Genomic DNA, 20,000 nt, shown 5'->3' with positions numbered 1-20,000 from the left:
CATCCGTTCATTATTGTTGTAACAACGACAATTCCTTTCTTTGGAAAATTAACAAAGGCGCTCCAGATCGTGTGCATATAATTCAGCGGCTACCGATTGATAGATCTTCCAGTCAATAAAATTGCCATCAGGGTAGACACGTTGAAACGCGGTTAAGTCAGGGAAAAAACGCATGGTGTTGTTGCCGATGCGGTTATTTATTTTCTCTATGATGGCATGAAGATGTTTTTTTCGTTGCTGTCGCATAGCCAACAGTTGCTCGACCACACGATCAGGAATGGCGCATTTGCCATTTTCCCACTGACGCCAGCTTTCACTGTCACCGGTCTGGGCAATCCAGGTCGCGCATTCATCAATAGTCATGGCAAAAATATGGCGAAGTGCCTGGAGTTCATAAGCGTTCATCGTGTAATGGCTGCATGAAATAAACAATAAAATATAAATAACATTATCAGCCTGCCGACGGCTTGAAGAGAGTCACAGTATCTTGTGCAACATTATTGGAAAGAGTGAGGGGGCGAGGTAGCGAAGCGGAAAAATGTTAAAAAAAAGCCCATCGTGGGAGATGGGCAAAGACTACACACAGCAATTCGTTGTTTCACTCAGGGGATTTCCATGCTTATAAATCAATATGTTGATTTATAACCGTGAGCTAATAGTAGGCATACGGACTTTTTGCGTCGATCAGATTCGTCTCATTAGTTTAAAAACTGTAAAGAATTTGCGACAGGTACTACCAGCTGAAAGGCGGTAAGCAGGAAAATATAGTGAAGAGCAAGCAAATATCAATTAGCGGTGGTTAACAATCAGGCGGCAGAACCGCCTGATGAGAAATTACTTATTCGGTTTCTCGATTTCGCCAAGTTCTTCGAGAACTTCTTCCGGTTGGTCAGTCGGCGGTGGGACTTCTTCCACCCACGCGGCAAACAGACGCCAGGAAACGGCTAACAGAACCGGACCAATAAACAGACCGATCATCCCGAAAGCAATCAAACCACCAATAACGCCAGAGAGGATCAGGATCAGCGGTAAATCGGCACCCATGCGAATTAACATTGGGCGGATGACGTTATCCAGCGTGCCAACCACACCGCTCCACACTAACAATACCGTTCCCCAGGTGGTATCGCCGGTCCAGTAGAGCCAGATAATCGCCGGAATCAGTACCGGCAATGGGCCAAGCTGGACAAGGCAGGAGAGGATCATTAACACCGTGAGCAACGTTGCATAAGGTACGCCGGATACCGCGAGGCCGATACCGCCAAGCACTGCCTGTACTAACGCTGTCACCACAACACCCAGCGCCACTGCGCGGATAGCTTGTGCCGCTAGCAGCACGGCGGCATCTCCACGAACGCCTGCCAGACGGGTAGCAAAATGGCGAATGCCTTGCGCCACTTGTTCACCGCGCCAATACAGCAGGGCGCTGAAGAGAAGCATCAGCGCACAATGCACCATAAAGCGCCCGATATGCGCCGCCTGCCCAACGAACCAGGTGGTGGTGGTGCCAATATAAGGACGGACTTTGGCCATGATCGCCGTGCCTCCCATATCCAGCAAGTTGTGCCAGCCTGCATACAGCTTCGTGCCAATCACCGGTATGGTATTAAGCCATGCCAGATCGGGTAACGTCATGTCACCGCTGGAAATGGCTTTAATCAGTGGACCGCTGCCATCGACAATACTGTTAACCAGCAAAGCAATAGGGATGATAAACACCATCACTAATAACAGCGTCATCACCAGAACGGCAAGAGAGCGGCGACCAAACATGATCTTTTGCAAACGTAACAATACCGGCCAGGTGGCGATAACCACCGTACCAGCCCATGCAAAGCCGAGAATAAAGGGTTGTACAATCCACAGACATGCCACAATCATGATGGCTAAAAACAGCACCGAAAGCAGAATTTGTGCGACATCCCTGGGCTGACGAACATTTACCATAACTACTTTTCACCTTTTTTGTGCGTCAAATCGTCGACGCGACGTGAACACGCGAAACTCACCTGCATAATGATGAGCAATTTCAGCGGTTTTTAACAGGCCGATTCTGCCCTTAATTCTGATGGGCGTGTTAGAAAAAAATGTGGTACAACAACTCAGGCAACACGCAAACGATTTACTCGTCGTATTTCAAATTGCATGTGCTGCGGCTACGTTCGTTCACCCCAGTCACTTACTTTTGTAAGCTCCTGGAGTTCACTCGCTTGCCGCCTTCCTGCAACTCGAAATCCATAGAGTAAACAAACATCACCTTTCAGTGCGCTATTGCAGCCGCCTGAAAGAATAGTGTATCGACCTACATCACAGACCGCAGGAAAGGGTCAATATAATGATTCCACAGATTTCCCAGGCACCCGGCGTCGTTCAACTGGTGCTTAATTTTTTGCAAGAGCTGGAGCAACAGGGTTTTACCGGTGATACGGCGACAAGTTATGCCGATCGTCTGACAATGTCGACCGACAACAGTATTTACCAACTTCTCCCCGATGCGGTGGTATTTCCGCGTTCAACCGCAGATGTGGCGCTGATCGCCCGTCTTGCCGCGCAGGAACGCTATTCTTCGCTGATCTTTACCCCCCGCGGCGGCGGCACCGGCACTAACGGTCAGGCGCTCAACCAGGGGATTATTGTTGATATGTCCCGCCATATGAACCGCATCATCGAAATTAACCCTGAAGAGGGCTGGGTGCGCGTTGAGGCCGGGGTGATAAAAGATCAACTCAATCAGTACCTGAAACCGTTCGGCTACTTTTTTGCGCCGGAACTTTCGACCAGCAACCGGGCAACGCTCGGTGGGATGATCAATACCGATGCATCCGGTCAGGGATCGCTGGTCTATGGCAAAACGTCAGATCACGTACTTGGCGTACGCGCGGTGTTGTTGGGGGGCGATATTCTCGATACGCAACCTTTACCCGTCGAACTGGCGGAAACGCTGGGTAAATCCAATACTACAATCGGGCGAATTTATAACACGGTTTATCAACGTTGCCGTCAGCAACGTCAGTTAATTATCGACAAATTCCCCAAACTTAACCGTTTTCTGACGGGTTACGATCTGCGTCATGTCTTTAACGATGAGATGACTGAGTTCGACCTGACGCGCATTCTGACGGGTTCAGAAGGGACGCTGGCCTTTATTACCGAAGCGCGGCTGGATATTACGCCCTTGCCTAAAGTGCGCCGTCTGGTGAACGTCAAATATGACTCTTTTGACTCCGCGCTGCGTAACGCGCCGTTTATGGTTGAGGCGCGGGCGCTTTCGGTAGAGACGGTGGACTCAAAAGTGCTGAATCTGGCGCGGGAAGATATTGTCTGGCATTCCGTCAGCGAGTTGATTACCGATGTGCCTGACAAAGAAATGCTCGGGCTGAACATTGTGGAATTTGCTGGTGATGATGAGACGCTGATTGATGAGCGGGTAAATGCACTCTGTGCGCGGTTGGATGAACTGATTGCCAGCCAACAGGCAGGTGTGATTGGCTGGCAGGTGTGCCGCGAACTGGCGGGTGTTGAACGTATCTATGCGATGCGCAAAAAAGCCGTTGGTCTGCTTGGCAATGCCAAAGGTGCCGCTAAGCCAATTCCGTTTGCTGAGGATACCTGCGTACCGCCGGAACATCTGGCCGATTATATTGCTGAATTTCGCGCGCTGCTCGACAGCCACGGCTTAAGCTACGGTATGTTCGGTCATGTCGACGCAGGCGTCTTACACGTCCGTCCGGCACTGGATATGTGCGATCCACAACAAGAGATTTTGATGAAGCAAATCTCTGATGACGTGGTGGCGCTGACTGCGAAATACGGTGGTTTGTTGTGGGGCGAGCACGGCAAAGGTTTTCGTGCCGAATACAGCCCGGCGTTTTTCGGTGAGGAACTTTTTGCAGAACTGCGCAAAGTGAAAGCGGCATTTGACCCGCATAACCGACTCAACCCAGGGAAGATTTGCCCGCCAGAAGGTCTCGATGCGCCGATGATGAAAGTGGACGCGGTGAAGCGCGGTACATATGACCGGCAGATCCCCATTGCGGTACGCCAGCAGTGGCGCGGTGCGATGGAGTGTAACGGCAACGGTTTATGCTTCAACTTTGATGCCCGTAGTCCGATGTGTCCGTCGATGAAGATCACCCAGAACCGGATTCATTCACCGAAAGGGCGCGCAACGCTGGTGCGTGAATGGCTGCGCTTGTTGGCGGATCGCGGCATTGACCCACTCAAACTGGAACAAGAACTGCCTGAATCCGGCGTCAGTTTGCGGACGTTAATTGCCCGCACGCGCAATAGCTGGCATGCGAATAAAGGCGAATATGACTTCTCACACGAAGTCAAAGAGGCGATGTCGGGCTGTCTGGCCTGTAAAGCTTGTTCGACCCAGTGCCCCATCAAAATTGATGTGCCGGAGTTTCGCTCTCGTTTCCTGCAGCTCTATCACACACGTTATTTACGCCCATTACGTGACCATTTGGTGGCAACGGTTGAGAGCTACGCGCCGCTGATGGCACGCGCGCCGAAAACCTTTAACTTCTTCATTAACCAGCCGCTGGTGCGCAAACTCTCGGAAAAACATATCGGCATGGTTGATTTGCCACTGCTGTCGGTTCCCTCGCTGCAACAACAAATGGTGGGGCATCGCTCGGCAAACATGACGCTGGAACAGCTTGAAGTTCTCAATGCAGAGCAGAAATCGCGCACGGTGTTGGTGGTGCAGGACCCCTTTACCAGCTATTACGATGCGCAAGTGGTGGCGGATTTTGTCCGTCTGGTCGAAAAATTAGGTTTCCAGCCCGTGTTACTGCCATTTTCGCCGAATGGCAAAGCCCAGCATATCAAAGGCTTTCTTAATCGTTTTGCGAAGACGGCGAAAAAAACGGCGGATTTTCTCAACCGAATGGCGAAATTGGGAATGCCAATGGTGGGCGTCGATCCAGCGCTGGTACTTTGTTATCGCGATGAATATAAACTGGCGCTGGGCGAGGAGCGTGGCGAGTTTAAGGTCTTACTGGCGAATGAATGGTTGGCAAGCATACTTGAGTCACAGCCAGTGGCTACAGTCAGCGGTGAATCATGGTATTTCTTTGGTCACTGTACCGAAGTTACCGCCTTGCCGGGCGCGCCAGCACAATGGGCGGCAATATTTGCCCGTTTTGGCGCGAAACTGGAAAATGTCAGCGTGGGTTGCTGCGGCATGGCAGGGACTTACGGACATGAAGCGAAAAACCATAAAAATTCGCTCGGGATCTATGAGTTATCCTGGCATCAGGCGATGCAGCGACTGCCGCGTAATCGCTGTCTGGCGACCGGATATTCCTGTCGCAGCCAGGTAAAACGGGTTGAAGGCACGGGGGTACGCCATCCTGTGCAGGCTTTACTGGAGATTATTAAATGATATGGAAACGAAAAATCACCCTGGAAGCACTGAATGCAATGGGTGAAGGAAACATGGTGGGGTTGCTGGATATTCGCTTTGAACATATTAGTGATGACACCCTTGAAGCGACAATGCCAGTAGACTCGCGGACAAAGCAGCCTTTCGGGTTGCTGCATGGAGGGGCATCCGTGGTACTGGCCGAAAGTATCGGTTCCGTTGCCGGTTATTTATGTACCGAAGGTGAGCAAAAGGTGGTTGGTCTGGAAATCAATGCTAACCACGTCCGCTCGGTACGAGAAGGGCGGGTGCGCGGCGTATGCAAACCGTTGCATCTCGGTTCGCGTCACCAGGTCTGGCAGATTGAAATCTTCGATGAGAAAGGGCGTTTGTGCTGTTCGTCACGATTGACGACCGCTATTTTGTGACGTTGTCACCAGAAAAGTGTGACGCATATTGCTTTTGGTCATTATCTGCACAGTAAACGGTGGTATACTGTGCAGGTCTTGTCTAAAAGCGAGGATGCTATGTCTACTCAACTTGATCCCACCCAGCTGGCCATTGAATTTTTACGTCGTGACCAGAGCAATCTTTCACCTGCCCAATATCTCAAACGTCTGAAACAACTAGAACTTGAATTCGCTGACTTGCTTACTCTCTCTTCTGCTGAATTAAAAGAAGAAATCTACTTTGCCTGGCGTTTGGGCGTGCATTGATCCTGACGTAATGCCGCGAGTTCGCCAAATCGGCCTGGATTAATCTTCGTCCAGGTTCGAGGGCCTTCTTAATACTGCTTTTCTACCCGCCTGATAACGTTCAAAAATAATACAAATCGCAGTTTGTGCTAAAACAGCGGCTTAGCTTTATGAGACTATTCTTATCGCCCCTTCAAGAGCTAAGCCACTGTGAGTGCCGGAGATAAGCGCCGGATGGGGTAGAAACCCTTAAGCCTGTGATGCACAGACTTAAGGGTTTTCTTATTTCTGAACGCTGCACTTTTTTACCTATCTCTTAAATAGTCATTTTCAATACAACTTTTTCTTTTTCATCTCAGCCTTAATGCTCCTTAGATAATAATCATTATCTAACAATGAGATACCTAATTCTTAGCGTGCCTGTTAACCCACACATCAGGGTCTATGCTTATTAAAAGCAGGCAAAAAGCATGTTTTACGGTAAAGCCCCTGCGTTTGCTGGGTTGAACTGATAATCATTATCACTAACATGCTGTTATACGCTGAAAGCGATGAAGTGAGGTAAATCGATGGACATGCATTCAGGAACCTTTAATCCACAGGATTTCGCCTGGCAGGGCTTAACGCTGACACCCGCAGCCGCTGTCCACATCCGTGAGCTGGTGGCAAAGCAACCAGGTATGGTCGGCGTGCGCTTAGGCGTGAAGCAAACGGGCTGCGCGGGATTTGGCTATGTGCTCGACAGTGTTAGCGAGCCAGACAAAGACGATCTGCTGTTTGAACATGACGGCGCGAAGCTGTTTGTCCCGCTGCAAGCGATGCCGTTTATTGATGGCACGGAAGTCGATTTCGTTCGTGAAGGACTTAATCAGATATTCAAATTTCACAACCCGAAAGCCCAGAATGAATGTGGCTGTGGCGAAAGCTTTGGGGTATAGGCGGTACTATGTCTCGTAATACTGAAGCAACTGACGATGTCAAAACCTGGACCGGCGGCCCGCTGAATTATAAAGAAGGATTCTTCACCCAGTTAGCCACTGATGAGCTGGCAAAGGGGATAAACGAAGAGGTGGTGCGCGCAATATCGGCGAAGCGTAATGAGCCGGAGTGGATGCTGGAGTTTCGTCTCAAAGCTTATCGCGCATGGCTGGAGATGGAAGAGCCGCACTGGCTGAAAGCGCACTACGACAAGCTGAATTATCAGGAATACAGCTACTACTCAGCACCATCGTGCGGTAATTGTGACGACACTTGCGCGTCGGAACCCGGCGCGGTGCAGCAAACTGGCGCGAACGCCTTTTTAAGTAAAGAGGTGGAGGCGGCGTTTGAGCAGTTGGGCGTTCCCGTACGGGAAGGCAAAGAAGTGGCAGTGGATGCCATTTTCGACTCTGTTTCGGTTGCCACCACTTATCGTGAAAAACTGGCGGAGCAGGGAATTATTTTCTGTTCCTTTGGCGAGGCGATCCACGATCACCCGGAACTGGTGCGGAAATATCTCGGCACCGTGGTGCCGGGGAATGACAACTTCTTTGCCGCGCTTAATGCGGCGGTGGCCTCTGACGGTACATTTATTTATGTGCCTAAAGGCGTGCGCTGCCCGATGGAACTCTCCACCTATTTTCGCATTAACGCGGAAAAAACCGGACAGTTTGAGCGCACCATTCTGGTGGCCGACGAAGACAGCTACGTCAGCTACATTGAAGGCTGTTCCGCTCCGGTGCGTGACAGCTATCAGTTACACGCGGCGGTGGTGGAAGTCATCATCCATAAAAACGCCGAGGTGAAATATTCCACGGTACAAAACTGGTTCCCTGGCGATAACAACACCGGCGGTATTCTCAATTTCGTCACCAAGCGTGCTTTGTGCGAAGGCGAAAACAGCAAAATGTCATGGACGCAATCAGAAACCGGGTCAGCGATTACGTGGAAATATCCCAGCTGCATTTTGCGCGGCGATAACTCCATTGGTGAGTTTTACTCGGTGGCACTGACCAGCGGTCATCAGCAAGCGGATACCGGCACCAAGATGATCCACATCGGTAAAAACACCAAATCGACCATTATCTCGAAAGGGATCTCTGCCGGACACAGCCAGAACAGTTATCGCGGCTTAGTGAAAATCATGCCGACGGCAACCAATGCACGTAACTTCACCCAGTGCGACTCAATGCTGATAGGCGCTAATTGTGGGGCGCATACTTTCCCGTATGTCGAATGTCGCAATAACAGCGCGCAACTGGAGCACGAGGCAACGACATCACGTATTGGTGAAGATCAACTGTTTTACTGCCTGCAACGCGGGATCAGCGAAGAAGACGCCATCTCGATGATTGTTAACGGTTTCTGCAAAGACGTGTTCTCAGAACTGCCGCTGGAATTTGCCGTTGAAGCACAAAAACTCCTCGCCATCAGTCTTGAACACAGCGTCGGATAAGGAATAAACATGTTAAGTATTAAAGATTTACACGTCAGCGTGGAAGATAAAACTATCCTGCGCGGATTAAGCCTCGACGTTCGTCCCGGCGAAGTTCACGCCATTATGGGACCCAATGGTTCGGGGAAAAGTACCTTATCGGCAACGCTTGCCGGACGCGAAGATTATGAAGTGACGGCTGGCACGGTTGAGTTTAAAGGCAAAGATTTGCTTGCGCTGTCGCCGGAAGAACGTGCAGGCGAAGGCATCTTTATGGCCTTCCAGTATCCGGTGGAAATACCCGGCGTCAGTAACCAGTTTTTCCTGCAAACGGCACTTAATGCGGTACGCAGCTATCGCGGCCAGGAAACGCTCGACCGCTTTGATTTTCAGGATTTGATGGAAGAGAAAATCGCTCTTCTGAAAATGCCGGAAGATTTATTAACGCGTTCGGTAAACGTTGGTTTTTCCGGCGGCGAGAAAAAGCGCAACGATATTTTGCAAATGGCGGTGTTGGAACCGGAGTTATGCATTCTTGATGAGTCGGACTCCGGGCTGGATATTGACGCATTAAAAGTGGTTGCCGATGGCGTGAACTCGCTGCGTGACGGCAAGCGTTCATTCATCATTGTTACGCACTACCAACGCATTCTCGACTACATCAAGCCTGATTACGTCCATGTGCTGTATCAGGGACGAATTGTGAAATCCGGCGATTTCACGTTGGTCAAACAACTGGAGGAGCAGGGTTATGGCTGGCTTACCGAACAGCAGTAACGCGCTGCAACAGTGGCATCACTTGTTTGAAGCCGAGGGTGCAAAACGCTCCCCGCAAGCACAGCAGCATTTACAACAATTGCTGCGTACCGGACTGCCGACACGTAAACATGAAAACTGGAAATATACGCCGCTGGAAGGGCTGACCAATAGCCAGTTTGTCAGTATTGCGGGGGAGATATCCCCACAGCAGCGTGATGCCTTAGCGTTAACGTTAGACGCCGTGCGGCTGGTGTTTGTCGATGGACGTTACGTGCCCGCGCTGAGCGATGCAACTGAAGGCAGCGGATATGAAGTGAGCATTAACGATGACCGCCAGGGGTTACCCGACGCTATTCAGACGGAAGTGTTTCTGCATTTGACGGAAAGCCTGGCGCAAAGCGTGACGCATATCGCCGTGAAGCGCGGTCAACGACCGGCAAAGCCATTGCTGTTAATGCATATTACCCAGGGCGTGGCAGGTGAAGAGGTGAACACTGCCCATTACCGACATCATCTGGATCTGGCGGAAGGTGCCGAAGCGACGGTGATCGAACATTTTGTCAGCCTTAATGATGCTCGTCATTTCACCGGAGCGCGCTTTACCATCAATGTCGCAGCGAACGCCCACTTGCAGCATATCAAGCTGGCGTTTGAAAACCCGGTCAGTCACCACTTTGCCCATAACGATTTGTTGCTGGCTGACGATGCTACCGCATTTAGCCACAGTTTCCTGCTTGGTGGCGCAGTGTTACGACACAACACCAGTACGCAACTCAATGGCGAAAACAGCACGCTGCGGATCAATAGTCTGGTGATGCCGGTGAAAAACGAGGTGTGTGATACCCGTACCTGGCTGGAACACAATAAAGGTTTTTGTAACAGCCGACAGTTGCACAAAACTATCGTCAGCGATAAAGGCCGCGCGGTATTTAACGGTTTGATCAACGTCGCGCAGCACGCCATCAAAACGGATGGTCAGATGACCAACAATAATCTGCTGATGGGCAAACTGGCAGAAGTGGATACGAAACCGCAGCTGGAAATCTATGCAGATGATGTGAAATGCAGCCACGGCGCGACGGTGGGGCGTATTGATGATGAACAGATGTTCTATCTGCGCTCGCGTGGGATCAATCAGCAGGATGCCCAGCAGATGATCATTTACGCCTTTGCTGCCGAACTGACGGAAGCACTGCGTGATGAGGGGCTTAAACAGCAGGTGCTGGCCCGAATCGGTCAACGACTGCCAGGAGGTGCAAGATGACTTTTTCCGTCGACAAAGTGCGGGCCGACTTTCCGGTGCTTTCTCGTGAGGTAAACGGTTTGCCGCTGGCTTATCTCGACAGCGCCGCCAGTGCGCAGAAACCAAGCCAGGTGATTGACGCCGAGGCCGAGTTTTATCGTCATGGCTACGCGGCGGTGCATCGCGGTATTCATACCTTAAGCGCCCAGGCGACCGAGAAAATGGAGAACGTGCGCAAGCGTGCTTCGCTGTTTATCAATGCCCGTTCCGCGGAAGAATTGGTGTTTGTCCGCGGCACCACGGAAGGCATTAACCTGGTCGCCAATAGCTGGGGCAACAGCAACGTGCGAGCGGGCGATAACATCATCATCAGCCAGATGGAGCACCACGCTAACATTGTTCCCTGGCAAATGCTTTGCGCGCGAGTGGGTGCAGAGCTGCGTGTGATTCCTCTCAACCCCGACGGTACGTTGCAGCTGGAGATACTGCCTAATCTGTTCGATGAGAAAACTCGCCTGCTGGCAATTACCCATGTCTCCAACGTGCTTGGGACAGAAAATCCGCTGGCCGAGATGATCACCCTTGCACACCAACATGGCGCAAAAGTACTGGTGGATGGCGCTCAGGCGGTGATGCATCATCCGGTGGACGTTCAGGCGCTGGATTGCGATTTTTACGTGTTCTCCGGGCATAAACTGTATGGCCCCACTGGAATTGGCATTCTTTATGTCAAAGAAGCCTTGTTGCAGGAGATGCCGCCGTGGGAAGGGGGCGGTTCTATGATCGCCACCGTAAGCCTGAGTGAAGGCACTACCTGGACTAAAGCACCGTGGCGGTTTGAAGCCGGTACACCCAATACCGGAGGTATCATTGGTCTTGGCGCGGCACTCGAGTATGTTTCGGGGCTGGGGCTTAATAACATAGCCGAGTATGAACAGAATCTGATGCATTACGCGCTGTCACAGCTGGAATCTGTACCGGATCTCACTCTCTATGGTCCCCAGAACAGACTTGGCGTTATTGCTTTTAATCTTGGTAAACACCACGCCTATGATGTTGGCAGTTTTCTCGATAATTACGGCATTGCTGTGCGTACCGGCCATCACTGCGCTATGCCATTAATGGCCTATTACAACGTTCCTGCCATGTGTCGGGCGTCGCTGGCTATGTATAACACCCATGAAGAAGTGGATCGTCTGGTGACCGGCCTGCAACGTATTCACCGTCTGCTGGGATAACAGGGAGGCACTATGGCTGTATTGCCGGATAAAGAAAAATTGCTGCGTAATTTTTTACGCTGCGCCAATTGGGAAGAGAAATATCTCTACATTATTGAGCTGGGCCAACGTCTGCCAGAATTACGCGACGAAGACAGAAGCCCACAAAATAGCATTCAGGGCTGCCAGAGTCAGGTGTGGATTGTCATGCGCCAGAATGCGCAGGGAATTATTGAATTGCAGGGCGACAGCGATGCGGCGATTGTGAAAGGGCTTATTGCGGTGGTCTTTATACTCTACGATCAGATGACGCCGCAGGATATTGTCAATTTCGATGTGCGTCCGTGGTTTGAAAAAATGGCGCTCACCCAACATCTCACCCCATCTCGTTCACAAGGTCTGGAAGCGATGATTCGCGCAATTCGCGCCAAAGCCGCTGCACTTAGCTAAACTAAAGGGACAGCTTTCATCCGGTTGGCTCACATTGCCGGGTGGTCAATGTTTACACTGGCCTGCACAGGAGTGTTTTGGTTTCAGGTGAACATAAGCGCCATCCGACGTTTCAGCGTGAGTCTCCGGCAAATACAGGAGGTTTACAATGAAACGCGCGTCTTTGCTTACACTCACGCTTATCGGCGCTTTTAGCGCCATTCAGGCTGCCTGGGCGGTTGATTATCCGCTACCACCAACCGGAAGCCGACTGGTTGGGCAAAATCAAACGTATACGGTGCAAGAAGGGGATAAAAACCTTCAGGCCATCGCCCGACGTTTTGATACTGCGGCAATGTTGATACTTGAAGCCAATAACACTATCGCCCCGGTGCCAAAACCTGGTACGACGATAACTATTCCTTCGCAACTGTTATTGCCTGATGCGCCGCGTCAGGGGATTATCGTTAACCTTGCAGAGCTGCGCCTTTATTATTATCCGCCGGGAGAAAATATCGTGCAGGTCTATCCGATAGGTATTGGTTTGCAGGGGCTGGAAACGCCGGTGATGGAAACGCGTGTGGGACAGAAAATCCCTAATCCAACCTGGACGCCAACGGCGGGCATTCGTCAGCGTTCGCTGGAGCGTGGCATTAAATTACCGCCCGTCGTTCCTGCCGGGCCAAATAACCCGCTAGGACGTTACGCACTGCGCCTCGCGCATGGTAATGGCGAATACCTCATTCATGGCACCAGTGCGCCGGACAGCGTCGGTTTGCGCGTCAGTTCAGGGTGTATTCGCATGAATGCACCGGATATTAAAGCCTTGTTCTCCAGCGTGCGGACGGGAACGCCGGTGAAAGTGATCAACGAACCGGTGAAATATTCTGTGGAGCCTAACGGGATGCGTTATGTGGAAGTGCATCGACCACTATCAGCAGAAGAACAGCAGAACGTTCAGACAATGCCTTACACACTGCCAGCAGGCTTCACGCAATTTAAAGATAATAAGGCTGTAGACCAGAAGTTAGTCGATAAAGCGTTGTATCGTCGGGCAGGGTATCCAGTTGCCGTGAGCACTGGCGCAACGCCTGTAGCCAGCAATGCGCCTTCAGTAGATTCAGCGCAGAATGGTGAACCAGAGCAAGGGAATATGTTACGCGCGACGCAGTAGCGGTAAATGGCAGGCAAAAAAATGGCGCACAATGTGCGCCATTTTTCACTTCACAGGTACTATTACTTGCGGTATTTAGTAGCCATGTTGTCCAGACGCTGGTTAGCACGAGCTGCGTCATCTTTAGCAGCCTGAACGTCGGAACGCATTGCGTTCACGTCGTTGCTCAGCTGGTCAACTTTAGCGTTCAGAGTCTGAACGTCAGAAGACAGCTGATCGATTTTAGCGTTGCTGGAGCAACCTGCCAGCAGAGTAGAACCCAGGATTACCGCGCCCAGTACCAGTTTAGTAGCTTTCATTATTAATACCCTCTAGATTGAGTTAATCTCCATGTAGCGTTACAAGTATTACACAAAGTTTTTTATGTTGAGAATATTTTTTTTATGGGAAGGCACTTATTTTTGATCGTTCGCTCAAAGAAGCATCGAACGCTGGGTTTTAGATAAAAAAATTGAGAGAAAACAGGATGCTTCCATCGGATTCATCTTAGATAAAGTGGGATTATATAGTGAAATCCGATTTGATTTTTTATTGCTTCTGGTTATCGATTAAATAAAAAAAGCGCCCATCAGGGCGCTTCGATATACAAATTAATTCACAAAAGCAATATTACAGGACGTGAACAGATGCGGTGTTAGTAGTGCCGCTCGGTACCAGTGCACCAGAAACCATAACTACGACGTCACCTTTGTGTGCCAGACCGCTCTGCAGAGCCAGTTCTTTACCCAGACGGTAGAAATCATCAGTAGAAGTGATTTCTTTAACCAACTGCGGCACAACGCCTTTGCTCAGTACCAACTGATGAGCCGTTTTTTCGTTGGTGGTCAGTGCCAGGATGGTGGCATCCGGGAAGTATTTACGTACTGCACGAGCAGATTTACCGCCCTGGGTAGCAACCACGATCAGCGGAGCATCCAGTTTTTCAGCAGTTTCAACCGCGCCACGGCATACTGCTTCGGTAATGCGCAGTTTACGGTTGTCATTGTTGAACTCGAGACGGCTGTTCATAACGCGGTCGGTACGTTCGCAGATGGTCGCCATGATAGAAACTGCTTCCAACGGGTATTTACCTTTTGCGGATTCACCAGACAGCATTACTGCGTCAGTACCGTCGAGGATGGCGTTCGCAACGTCACCGGCTTCTGCGCGAGTCGGGCGTGGGTTTTTGATCATTGAATCGAGCATCTGGGTCGCAGTGATAACGACTTTACGTGCACGGATACATTTTTCGATCATCATCTTCTGGGCGAAGATAACTTCTTCTACCGGGATTTCTACACCCAGGTCGCCACGCGCAACCATGATGCCGTCAGAGGCTTCGAGGATTTCGTCGAAGTTGTTGAGGCCTTCCTGGTTTTCGATTTTGGAGATGATTTGGATGTTTTCACCACCGTGTGCTTTCAGATGTTCACGGATTTCGATAACGTCAGAACGCTTACGAATAAAGGAAGCAGCAACAAAGTCTACGCCTTGTTCGCAACCGAAGATCAGGTCTTGTTTGTCTTTTTCAGCCAGTGCTGGCAGGGCAATAGAAACACCCGGCAGGTTCACACCTTTGTTTTCGCCCAGGTCGCCGTTGTTCAGCACTTTACAGATAACTTTGTTACCTTCAATGGCGGTAACTTCCATACCGATCAGACCATCGTCAACCAGTACGGTGTTGCCAACAGACAGGTCAGTAGTGAAACCTTCATACGTTACCGCAACCATTTCGCTGTTGCCGATAACAGATTTATCAGTGGTGAAAGTAAAGGTCTGACCCGCTTTCAGAGAAACGTCGTTACCGCCTTCCAGTTTCATGGTGCGGATTTCCGGACCTTTGGTATCAAGCAGGATAGCGGCGGTTTTACCGGTTTTGCTCATCACGTTGCGCAGATTCTGAATGCGCTGACCGTGTTCTGCATAGTCACCATGAGAGAAGTTCAGACGCATAACGTTCATGCCAGCGTCCAGCATTTTAGCTAACATCTCTTCAGATTCGGTTTTCGGTCCGATGGTGCAAACAATTTTGGTCTTTTTCATGACAGTCTTAGTCTTTAAGTTGAGAAGGATGGGAGAAACTTGCTTTCTGGGCGCACTGCCGGAAAGCGAATTCGGTATTACGAAAGTGGTGGTGCCTCGCTCTAAGGATAGGTGACATCGAAAAAGCGTGCAGAGGAATGTGTGCTTGTGTCTCAGCCCAACGTGAGTGCCTGTTTTTGAGTCGTTGAGTTCTACAGTCCAAAGTGCTGAAACCATTCAAGAGTCAATTGGCGCGCATTATACGCTGAAATTAATCCAAAAGGAAAACAAAAACAGCGTTTCAAAAAATATACAACTCGTTAGACAATAAATTGTTATCAAAGATTTAACGTTCCAGGGAAAACGTTACGCAAAAACTTCGCTGTTTGCGCAACGTCTGGAGTCAGATTTGTCAGTGTGAGGACGAGTGAAAATTCATTAGGTGTACAAATACATCATCGCTAAATTGCTTCAGTTAAAATAATTTATCGCGTTATTTGTATGATTTTCTTTGGTTTTTGTTTAATTGGTTAGATTGATATATGCTGATAGTTGGCATGATAAATAGGTATAAAGAATGGGAAACCGGACAAAAGAGGATGAACTGTACCGAGAAATGTGCAGAGTTGTCGGTAAAGTTGTGCTGGAAATGCGCGATCTGGGGCAGGAACCAAAGCATATTGTTATCGCAGGCGTATTACGTACAGCATTAGCCAATAAACGCATTCAGCGCAGTGAGCTGGAAAAGCAGGCGATGGAAACCGTCATTAACGCACTGGTTAAATGACCATTCAGGATGAGGCGGTAAGCTTCATCCTGATATTCTTAGTTCAGTTGCAGTCCAGTTAATCATTCTAAATAACAACTGCTGAAATTATACAAATTTCGGTATGTATTTTAATTTATAGCGCTAATGTTATTTTTATTTTCTGTAATGAAAGTCACAAATAATTGTCGCTTAAGTTAAATTTATTTTAAATGATAATAAATATCAGTTCACTTATAATTTCTTGCTTTGTGATTTTAATTGATAACGATCAATGTTAAGAGCTCAGAATAATCACATTATTTTTCCTCCTAACCATAAAGGATTAGTTTATCAGCGTTAAATCTTTTCTCATACACTATCGGGTTAGGGAAAATATCTGGTGTTGGGGACAGAGTCAGCAGCGTATTAGTTGAATGCTTAATATCAGGCTGCTGAATTGTCAGCACTGTGTTTGCGAAGAGGATGCGAAATAAATGAACCCGGTTGATCGTCCACTATTAGATATTGGCTTAACGCGATTAGAATTCTTGCGTATATCAGGAAAAGGCCTTGCTGGTCTAACAATTGCCCCTGCGTTACTGTCACTTTTGGGTTGCAAACAGGAAGATATTGATAGCGGCACAGTAGGGTTGATAAATACACCCAAAGGGGTGCTGGTGACCCAACGTGCGCGATGCACGGGTTGCCACCGCTGTGAAATCTCTTGTACCAACTTCAACGATGGCTCAGTAGGGACATTCTTCTCCCGTATCAAAATCCATCGCAATTATTTCTTTGGCGATAACGGGGTTGGCTCTGGTGGCGGCCTGTATGGCGATCTCAACTATACCGCGGACACCTGCCGTCAATGCAAAGAACCGCAATGCATGAATGTCTGCCCGATTGGTGCGATTACCTGGCAACAGGAAGAAGGCTGTATTACCGTCGATCATAAACGTTGTATTGGTTGTAGCGCCTGTACGACGGCATGCCCGTGGATGATGGCCACCGTAAATACCGAAAGTAAAAAATCCTCGAAATGTGTGTTATGCGGTGAATGCGCAAACGCCTGCCCAACAGGGGCGTTAAAAATTATCGAGTGGAAAGATATTACTGTGTGAATCTTGCAAAGGAAAAAATCATGGCTAACGGTTGGACAGGTAATATATTAAGAGTCAATCTCACGACAGGAAATATTACCCTCGAAGATTCCAGTAAGTTTAAAAGTTTTGTCGGTGGTATGGGCTTCGGCTACAAAATTATGTATGACGAAGTACCGCCAGGCACGAAACCTTTCGATGAAGCGAATAAATTAGTCTTTGCTACCGGCCCATTAACTGGATCTGGTGCCCCCTGCAGTTCTCGCGTAAATATCACCTCACTTTCTACTTTTACCAAAGGAAATTTAGTCGTCGATGCCCATATGGGGGGCTTTTTTGCAGCGCAAATGAAATTCGCTGGATACGACGTCATTATTATCGAAGGGAAAGCGAAATCACCGGTATGGCTGAATATTAAAGATGACAAAGTTAGCCTGGAAAAAGCCGATTTCTTATGGGGAAAAGGGACGCGCGCAACTACGGAAGAGATTTGTCGATTGACCAGCCCTGAAACCTGTGTGGCGGCTATTGGTCAGGCTGGGGAAAACCTTGTACCTCTCTCTGGCATGTTGAATAGCCGTAACCACAGCGGTGGTGCGGGAACTGGCGCAATAATGGGTTCGAAAAACCTGAAAGCGATTGCGGTTGAAGGGACGAAAGGGGTCAACATTGCCGATCGTCAGGAGATGAAGCGTCTCAACGATTACATGATGACTGAACTTATCGGTGCGAATAACAACCATGTCGTGCCAAGTACGCCGCAATCGTGGGCAGAGTACTCAGATCCCAAATCACGTTGGACAGCACGTAAAGGGCTGTTTTGGGGCGCGGCTGAAGGTGGTCCGATTGAAACGGGGGAAATTCCGCCAGGCAATCAGAACACGGTCGGCTTTCGTACCTATAAATCCGTTTTTGACTTAGGTCCGGCGGCAGAGAAATACACAGTAAAAATGAGCGGCTGCCACTCTTGCCCGATCCGTTGTATGACCCAAATGAATATTCCTCGGGTGAAAGAGTTTGGCGTGCCCAGCACAGGTGGTAACACTTGTGTTGCAAACTTTGTCCATACCACCATCTTCCCGAACGGTCCGAAAGATTTTGAAGATAAAGACGATGGTCGTGTGATTGGTAACCTGGTTGGTTTGAATCTGTTCGATGACTACGGCCTATGGTGTAACTATGGTCAGCTGCATCGCGACTTTACCTATTGTTACAGCAAAGGGGTGTTCAAGCGTGTTCTGCCTGCTGAAGAGTATGCGGAAATTCGCTGGGATCAACTGGAAGCGGGTGACGTTAACTTCATTAAAGATTTTTACTACCGTCTGGCGCATCGTGTGGGTGAGCTGAGTCACCTGGCTGATGGTTCATATGCTATCGCAGAACGCTGGAATTTGGGTGAAGAGTACTGGGGCTACGCGAAAAATAAACTCTGGTCGCCGTTTGGCTATCCAGTTCACCACGCCAATGAAGCGTCAGCGCAGGTCGGCTCCATTGTTAACTGTATGTTCAACCGTGACTGCATGACGCATACCCATATCAACTTCATTGGTTCCGGTTTGCCATTGAAACTGCAACGTGAAGTGGCGAAAGAGCTTTTTGGTTCTGAAGATGCTTACGATGAAACCAAAAACTACACGCCAATCAATGACGCAAAAATTAAATATGCTAAGTGGTCGCTATTGCGGGTCTGTTTGCATAACACCGTCACCCTGTGCAACTGGGTCTGGCCAATGACCGTTTCGCCGCTGAAAAGCCGTAATTATCGGGGCGATCTGGCGCTTGAAGCCAAATTCTTCAAAGCGATCACTGGCGAAGATATGACTCAGGAAAAATTAGATTTAGCTGCAGAGCGTATCTTTACGTTGCATCGCGCCTACACGGTAAAACTGATGCAAACCAAAGATATGCGTAATGAACACGATCTTATCTGTTCCTGGGTATTCGACAAGGATCCGCAGATCCCGGTCTTTACTGAAGGTACTGACAAAATGGATCGTGACGATATGCATGCTTCGCTCACGATGTTCTACAAAGAAATGGGCTGGGACCCACAGCTTGGTTGTCCGACCCGCGAAACATTGCAGCGTCTGGGGCTGGAAGATATTGCCGCCGATCTGGCAGCACACAATCTACTGCCTGCGTAAGGAATGGGTGAGATGAACCATCAGGATGTCTTGCCGTTAGCGGAAGTCAGCGAAATTGACGAGGCGAAGCGGCAATGGTTGCAGGGGATGCGCCACCCCGTTGATACGGTAAGTGAAGACATCACAGAACCAGAACCTGCTGAAATCCTGGCAGAGTTCATTCGCCAGCATTCTGCGGCTGGGCAGTTGGTGGCGCACGCCGTGTTTCTCTCGCCACCCTATTCGGTTGCAGAAGAGGAACTGTCAGTTTTGCTGGAAAACATTAAGCAGAACGGAGACTACGCGGATATCGCGTGTATGACGGGAAGCCAGGATGATTACTATTACTCAACGCAGGCCATGAGTGAAAACTACGCGGCGATGTCTTTGCAAGTTGTGGAGCAGGACATTTGTCGCGCTATTGCACACGCCGTTCGTTTTGAGTGCCAGACATATCCCCGTCCTTACAAAGTCGCCATGCTGATGCAAGCGCCATATTACTTCCAGGAAGCGCAGATTGAAGCCGCGATCGCCGCGATGGATGTTGCACCTGAATATGCCGATATACGGCAGGTGGAGTCATCGACGGCGGTGTTGTACTTGTTTAGCGAGCGATTTATGACCTATGGCAAAGCTTATGGCTTATGCGAATGGTTCGAGGTAGAGCAGTTTCAGAACCCCTGAAATTTCAGGGAGATGTCATGGATAGGGTGGACAGTTGTAGCCA

19 protein-coding genes and 1 other RNA gene are annotated in these 20,000 nt (G+C 49.5%); 14 read left to right on the top strand and 6 right to left on the bottom strand.

The features are described 5' to 3' along the window. Positions 1-48: 48 nt before the first annotated feature. From QUE74_RS11395 to ydiK, 3 genes are all read right to left on the bottom strand, one after another. Positions 49-405 carry a YdiL family protein gene (locus QUE74_RS11395; protein ID WP_001310864.1) on the bottom strand — a complete coding sequence of 119 codons (357 nt, stop codon included), beginning with the start codon at positions 403-405 and terminating at the stop codon, positions 49-51. A gap of 136 nt (positions 406-541) precedes the next feature. After that, positions 542-649: antisense sRNA RprA (gene rprA / locus QUE74_RS11390), an RNA gene on the bottom strand. A 185-nt stretch (positions 650-834) separates the two neighbouring features. Next, positions 835-1,947, bottom strand: coding sequence for an AI-2E family transporter YdiK (gene ydiK / locus QUE74_RS11385; RefSeq protein WP_000248647.1), 1,113 nt, complete (start codon positions 1,945-1,947; stop codon positions 835-837). Positions 1,948-2,335: 388 nt separating this feature from the next. Between ydiK and ydiJ the strand changes: the two genes are divergently transcribed. The 10 genes from ydiJ to ldtE all read left to right on the top strand — a co-directional run bounded on the left by ydiJ (position 2,336) and on the right by ldtE (position 13,301). Further along, positions 2,336-5,392: a D-2-hydroxyglutarate dehydrogenase YdiJ gene (gene ydiJ / locus QUE74_RS11380; RefSeq protein ID WP_000612950.1), complete on the top strand. Its 3,057-nt coding sequence runs from the start codon at positions 2,336-2,338 to the stop codon at positions 5,390-5,392. Beyond that, positions 5,389-5,799, top strand: a complete 411-nt coding sequence (gene menI, locus QUE74_RS11375; RefSeq protein ID WP_000637990.1) for a 1,4-dihydroxy-2-naphthoyl-CoA hydrolase — start codon at positions 5,389-5,391, stop codon at positions 5,797-5,799. The genes ydiJ and menI overlap by 4 nt, the downstream gene beginning before the upstream one ends. Positions 5,800-5,898: 99 nt before the next feature. After that, positions 5,899-6,087 carry a YdiH family protein gene (locus QUE74_RS11370; protein ID WP_001296104.1) on the top strand — a complete coding sequence of 63 codons (189 nt, stop codon included), beginning with the start codon at positions 5,899-5,901 and terminating at the stop codon, positions 6,085-6,087. Positions 6,088-6,635: 548 nt separating this feature from the next. Beyond that, the gene (gene sufA, locus QUE74_RS11365; RefSeq protein WP_000367171.1) at positions 6,636-7,004 is read left to right on the top strand and encodes a Fe-S cluster assembly scaffold SufA; all 369 of its coding nucleotides are present in this window, start codon (positions 6,636-6,638) and stop codon (positions 7,002-7,004) included. Between the two features lie 8 nt (positions 7,005-7,012). Further along, positions 7,013-8,500 carry a Fe-S cluster assembly protein SufB gene (gene sufB / locus QUE74_RS11360; protein ID WP_001354702.1) on the top strand — a complete coding sequence of 496 codons (1,488 nt, stop codon included), beginning with the start codon at positions 7,013-7,015 and terminating at the stop codon, positions 8,498-8,500. A gap of 9 nt (positions 8,501-8,509) precedes the next feature. Then, the gene (gene sufC, locus QUE74_RS11355; protein WP_000948889.1) at positions 8,510-9,256 is read left to right on the top strand and encodes a Fe-S cluster assembly ATPase SufC; all 747 of its coding nucleotides are present in this window, start codon (positions 8,510-8,512) and stop codon (positions 9,254-9,256) included. After that, the gene (gene sufD / locus QUE74_RS11350) at positions 9,231-10,502 is read left to right on the top strand and encodes a Fe-S cluster assembly protein SufD (RefSeq protein WP_000907975.1); all 1,272 of its coding nucleotides are present in this window, start codon (positions 9,231-9,233) and stop codon (positions 10,500-10,502) included. The genes sufC and sufD overlap by 26 nt, the downstream gene beginning before the upstream one ends. Further along, on the top strand, positions 10,499-11,719 hold the full coding sequence (gene sufS / locus QUE74_RS11345; RefSeq protein ID WP_000144553.1) for a cysteine desulfurase SufS: 1,221 nt from the start codon (positions 10,499-10,501) through the stop codon (positions 11,717-11,719). Before sufD ends, sufS begins: the two co-directional genes overlap by 4 nt. 12 nt (positions 11,720-11,731) lie before the next feature. Then, a complete protein-coding gene (sufE, locus tag QUE74_RS11340) occupies positions 11,732-12,148 on the top strand; it encodes a cysteine desulfuration protein SufE (protein WP_000279734.1) in 417 nt (138 codons plus the stop codon). Between the two features lie 148 nt (positions 12,149-12,296). After that, positions 12,297-13,301 carry a L,D-transpeptidase LdtE gene (ldtE, locus tag QUE74_RS11335; protein ID WP_000817100.1) on the top strand — a complete coding sequence of 335 codons (1,005 nt, stop codon included), beginning with the start codon at positions 12,297-12,299 and terminating at the stop codon, positions 13,299-13,301. A gap of 62 nt (positions 13,302-13,363) precedes the next feature. On the opposite strand, the gene lpp is transcribed toward ldtE, so the two are convergent. The 3 genes from lpp to ynhH all read right to left on the bottom strand — a co-directional run bounded on the left by lpp (position 13,364) and on the right by ynhH (position 15,525). Next, positions 13,364-13,600: a murein lipoprotein Lpp gene (gene lpp / locus QUE74_RS11330; protein WP_000648420.1), complete on the bottom strand. Its 237-nt coding sequence runs from the start codon at positions 13,598-13,600 to the stop codon at positions 13,364-13,366. Between the two features lie 310 nt (positions 13,601-13,910). Then, positions 13,911-15,323, bottom strand: a complete 1,413-nt coding sequence (gene pykF / locus QUE74_RS11325; protein WP_000751442.1) for a pyruvate kinase PykF — start codon at positions 15,321-15,323, stop codon at positions 13,911-13,913. Positions 15,324-15,330: 7 nt separating this feature from the next. Further along, on the bottom strand, positions 15,331-15,525 hold the full coding sequence (gene ynhH / locus QUE74_RS11320; protein ID WP_244591676.1) for a protein YnhH: 195 nt from the start codon (positions 15,523-15,525) through the stop codon (positions 15,331-15,333). 354 nt (positions 15,526-15,879) lie between these two features. Here ynhH and fumD point away from each other — a divergent pair, with 354 nt between their 5' ends. From fumD to QUE74_RS11300, 4 genes are all read left to right on the top strand, one after another. Then, complete coding sequence (gene fumD / locus QUE74_RS11315; RefSeq protein ID WP_000528342.1) at positions 15,880-16,089, top strand: fumarate hydratase FumD; 210 nt, start codon at positions 15,880-15,882, stop codon at positions 16,087-16,089. A gap of 455 nt (positions 16,090-16,544) precedes the next feature. Beyond that, positions 16,545-17,171 carry a ferredoxin-like protein gene (locus QUE74_RS11310; RefSeq protein WP_001070227.1) on the top strand — a complete coding sequence of 209 codons (627 nt, stop codon included), beginning with the start codon at positions 16,545-16,547 and terminating at the stop codon, positions 17,169-17,171. A gap of 20 nt (positions 17,172-17,191) precedes the next feature. Continuing rightward, positions 17,192-19,294 carry an aldehyde ferredoxin oxidoreductase gene (locus QUE74_RS11305; RefSeq protein WP_001273562.1) on the top strand — a complete coding sequence of 701 codons (2,103 nt, stop codon included), beginning with the start codon at positions 17,192-17,194 and terminating at the stop codon, positions 19,292-19,294. Positions 19,295-19,306: 12 nt separating this feature from the next. Then, positions 19,307-19,957, top strand: coding sequence for a YdhW family putative oxidoreductase system protein (locus tag QUE74_RS11300; protein WP_001354699.1), 651 nt, complete (start codon positions 19,307-19,309; stop codon positions 19,955-19,957). Positions 19,958-20,000: the final 43 nt, after the last annotated feature.

The organism is Escherichia sp. 10290 (assembly GCF_030295155.1).
In the GTDB taxonomy this organism is placed as follows: domain Bacteria; phylum Pseudomonadota; class Gammaproteobacteria; order Enterobacterales; family Enterobacteriaceae; genus Escherichia; species Escherichia coli_F.
Note: the sequence above shows the minus strand (reverse complement) of the source record. Positions and strands in the feature narration are given on the sequence as shown.

Coding starts and splice junctions, on each gene's coding strand:
- QUE74_RS11395 (WP_001310864.1), bottom strand. CDS start 405: ATGAACGCTTATGAACTCCAGGCACTTCGCCATATTTTTGCCATGACT.
- ydiK (WP_000248647.1), bottom strand. CDS start 1,947: ATGGTAAATGTTCGTCAGCCCAGGGATGTCGCACAAATTCTGCTTTCG.
- ydiJ (WP_000612950.1), top strand. CDS start 2,336: ATGATTCCACAGATTTCCCAGGCACCCGGCGTCGTTCAACTGGTGCTT.
- menI (WP_000637990.1), top strand. CDS start 5,389: ATGATATGGAAACGAAAAATCACCCTGGAAGCACTGAATGCAATGGGT.
- QUE74_RS11370 (WP_001296104.1), top strand. CDS start 5,899: ATGTCTACTCAACTTGATCCCACCCAGCTGGCCATTGAATTTTTACGT.
- sufA (WP_000367171.1), top strand. CDS start 6,636: ATGGACATGCATTCAGGAACCTTTAATCCACAGGATTTCGCCTGGCAG.
- sufB (WP_001354702.1), top strand. CDS start 7,013: ATGTCTCGTAATACTGAAGCAACTGACGATGTCAAAACCTGGACCGGC.
- sufC (WP_000948889.1), top strand. CDS start 8,510: ATGTTAAGTATTAAAGATTTACACGTCAGCGTGGAAGATAAAACTATC.
- sufD (WP_000907975.1), top strand. CDS start 9,231: ATGGCTGGCTTACCGAACAGCAGTAACGCGCTGCAACAGTGGCATCAC.
- sufS (WP_000144553.1), top strand. CDS start 10,499: ATGACTTTTTCCGTCGACAAAGTGCGGGCCGACTTTCCGGTGCTTTCT.
- sufE (WP_000279734.1), top strand. CDS start 11,732: ATGGCTGTATTGCCGGATAAAGAAAAATTGCTGCGTAATTTTTTACGC.
- ldtE (WP_000817100.1), top strand. CDS start 12,297: ATGAAACGCGCGTCTTTGCTTACACTCACGCTTATCGGCGCTTTTAGC.
- lpp (WP_000648420.1), bottom strand. CDS start 13,600: ATGAAAGCTACTAAACTGGTACTGGGCGCGGTAATCCTGGGTTCTACT.
- pykF (WP_000751442.1), bottom strand. CDS start 15,323: ATGAAAAAGACCAAAATTGTTTGCACCATCGGACCGAAAACCGAATCT.
- fumD (WP_000528342.1), top strand. CDS start 15,880: ATGGGAAACCGGACAAAAGAGGATGAACTGTACCGAGAAATGTGCAGA.
- QUE74_RS11310 (WP_001070227.1), top strand. CDS start 16,545: ATGAACCCGGTTGATCGTCCACTATTAGATATTGGCTTAACGCGATTA.
- QUE74_RS11305 (WP_001273562.1), top strand. CDS start 17,192: ATGGCTAACGGTTGGACAGGTAATATATTAAGAGTCAATCTCACGACA.
- QUE74_RS11300 (WP_001354699.1), top strand. CDS start 19,307: ATGAACCATCAGGATGTCTTGCCGTTAGCGGAAGTCAGCGAAATTGAC.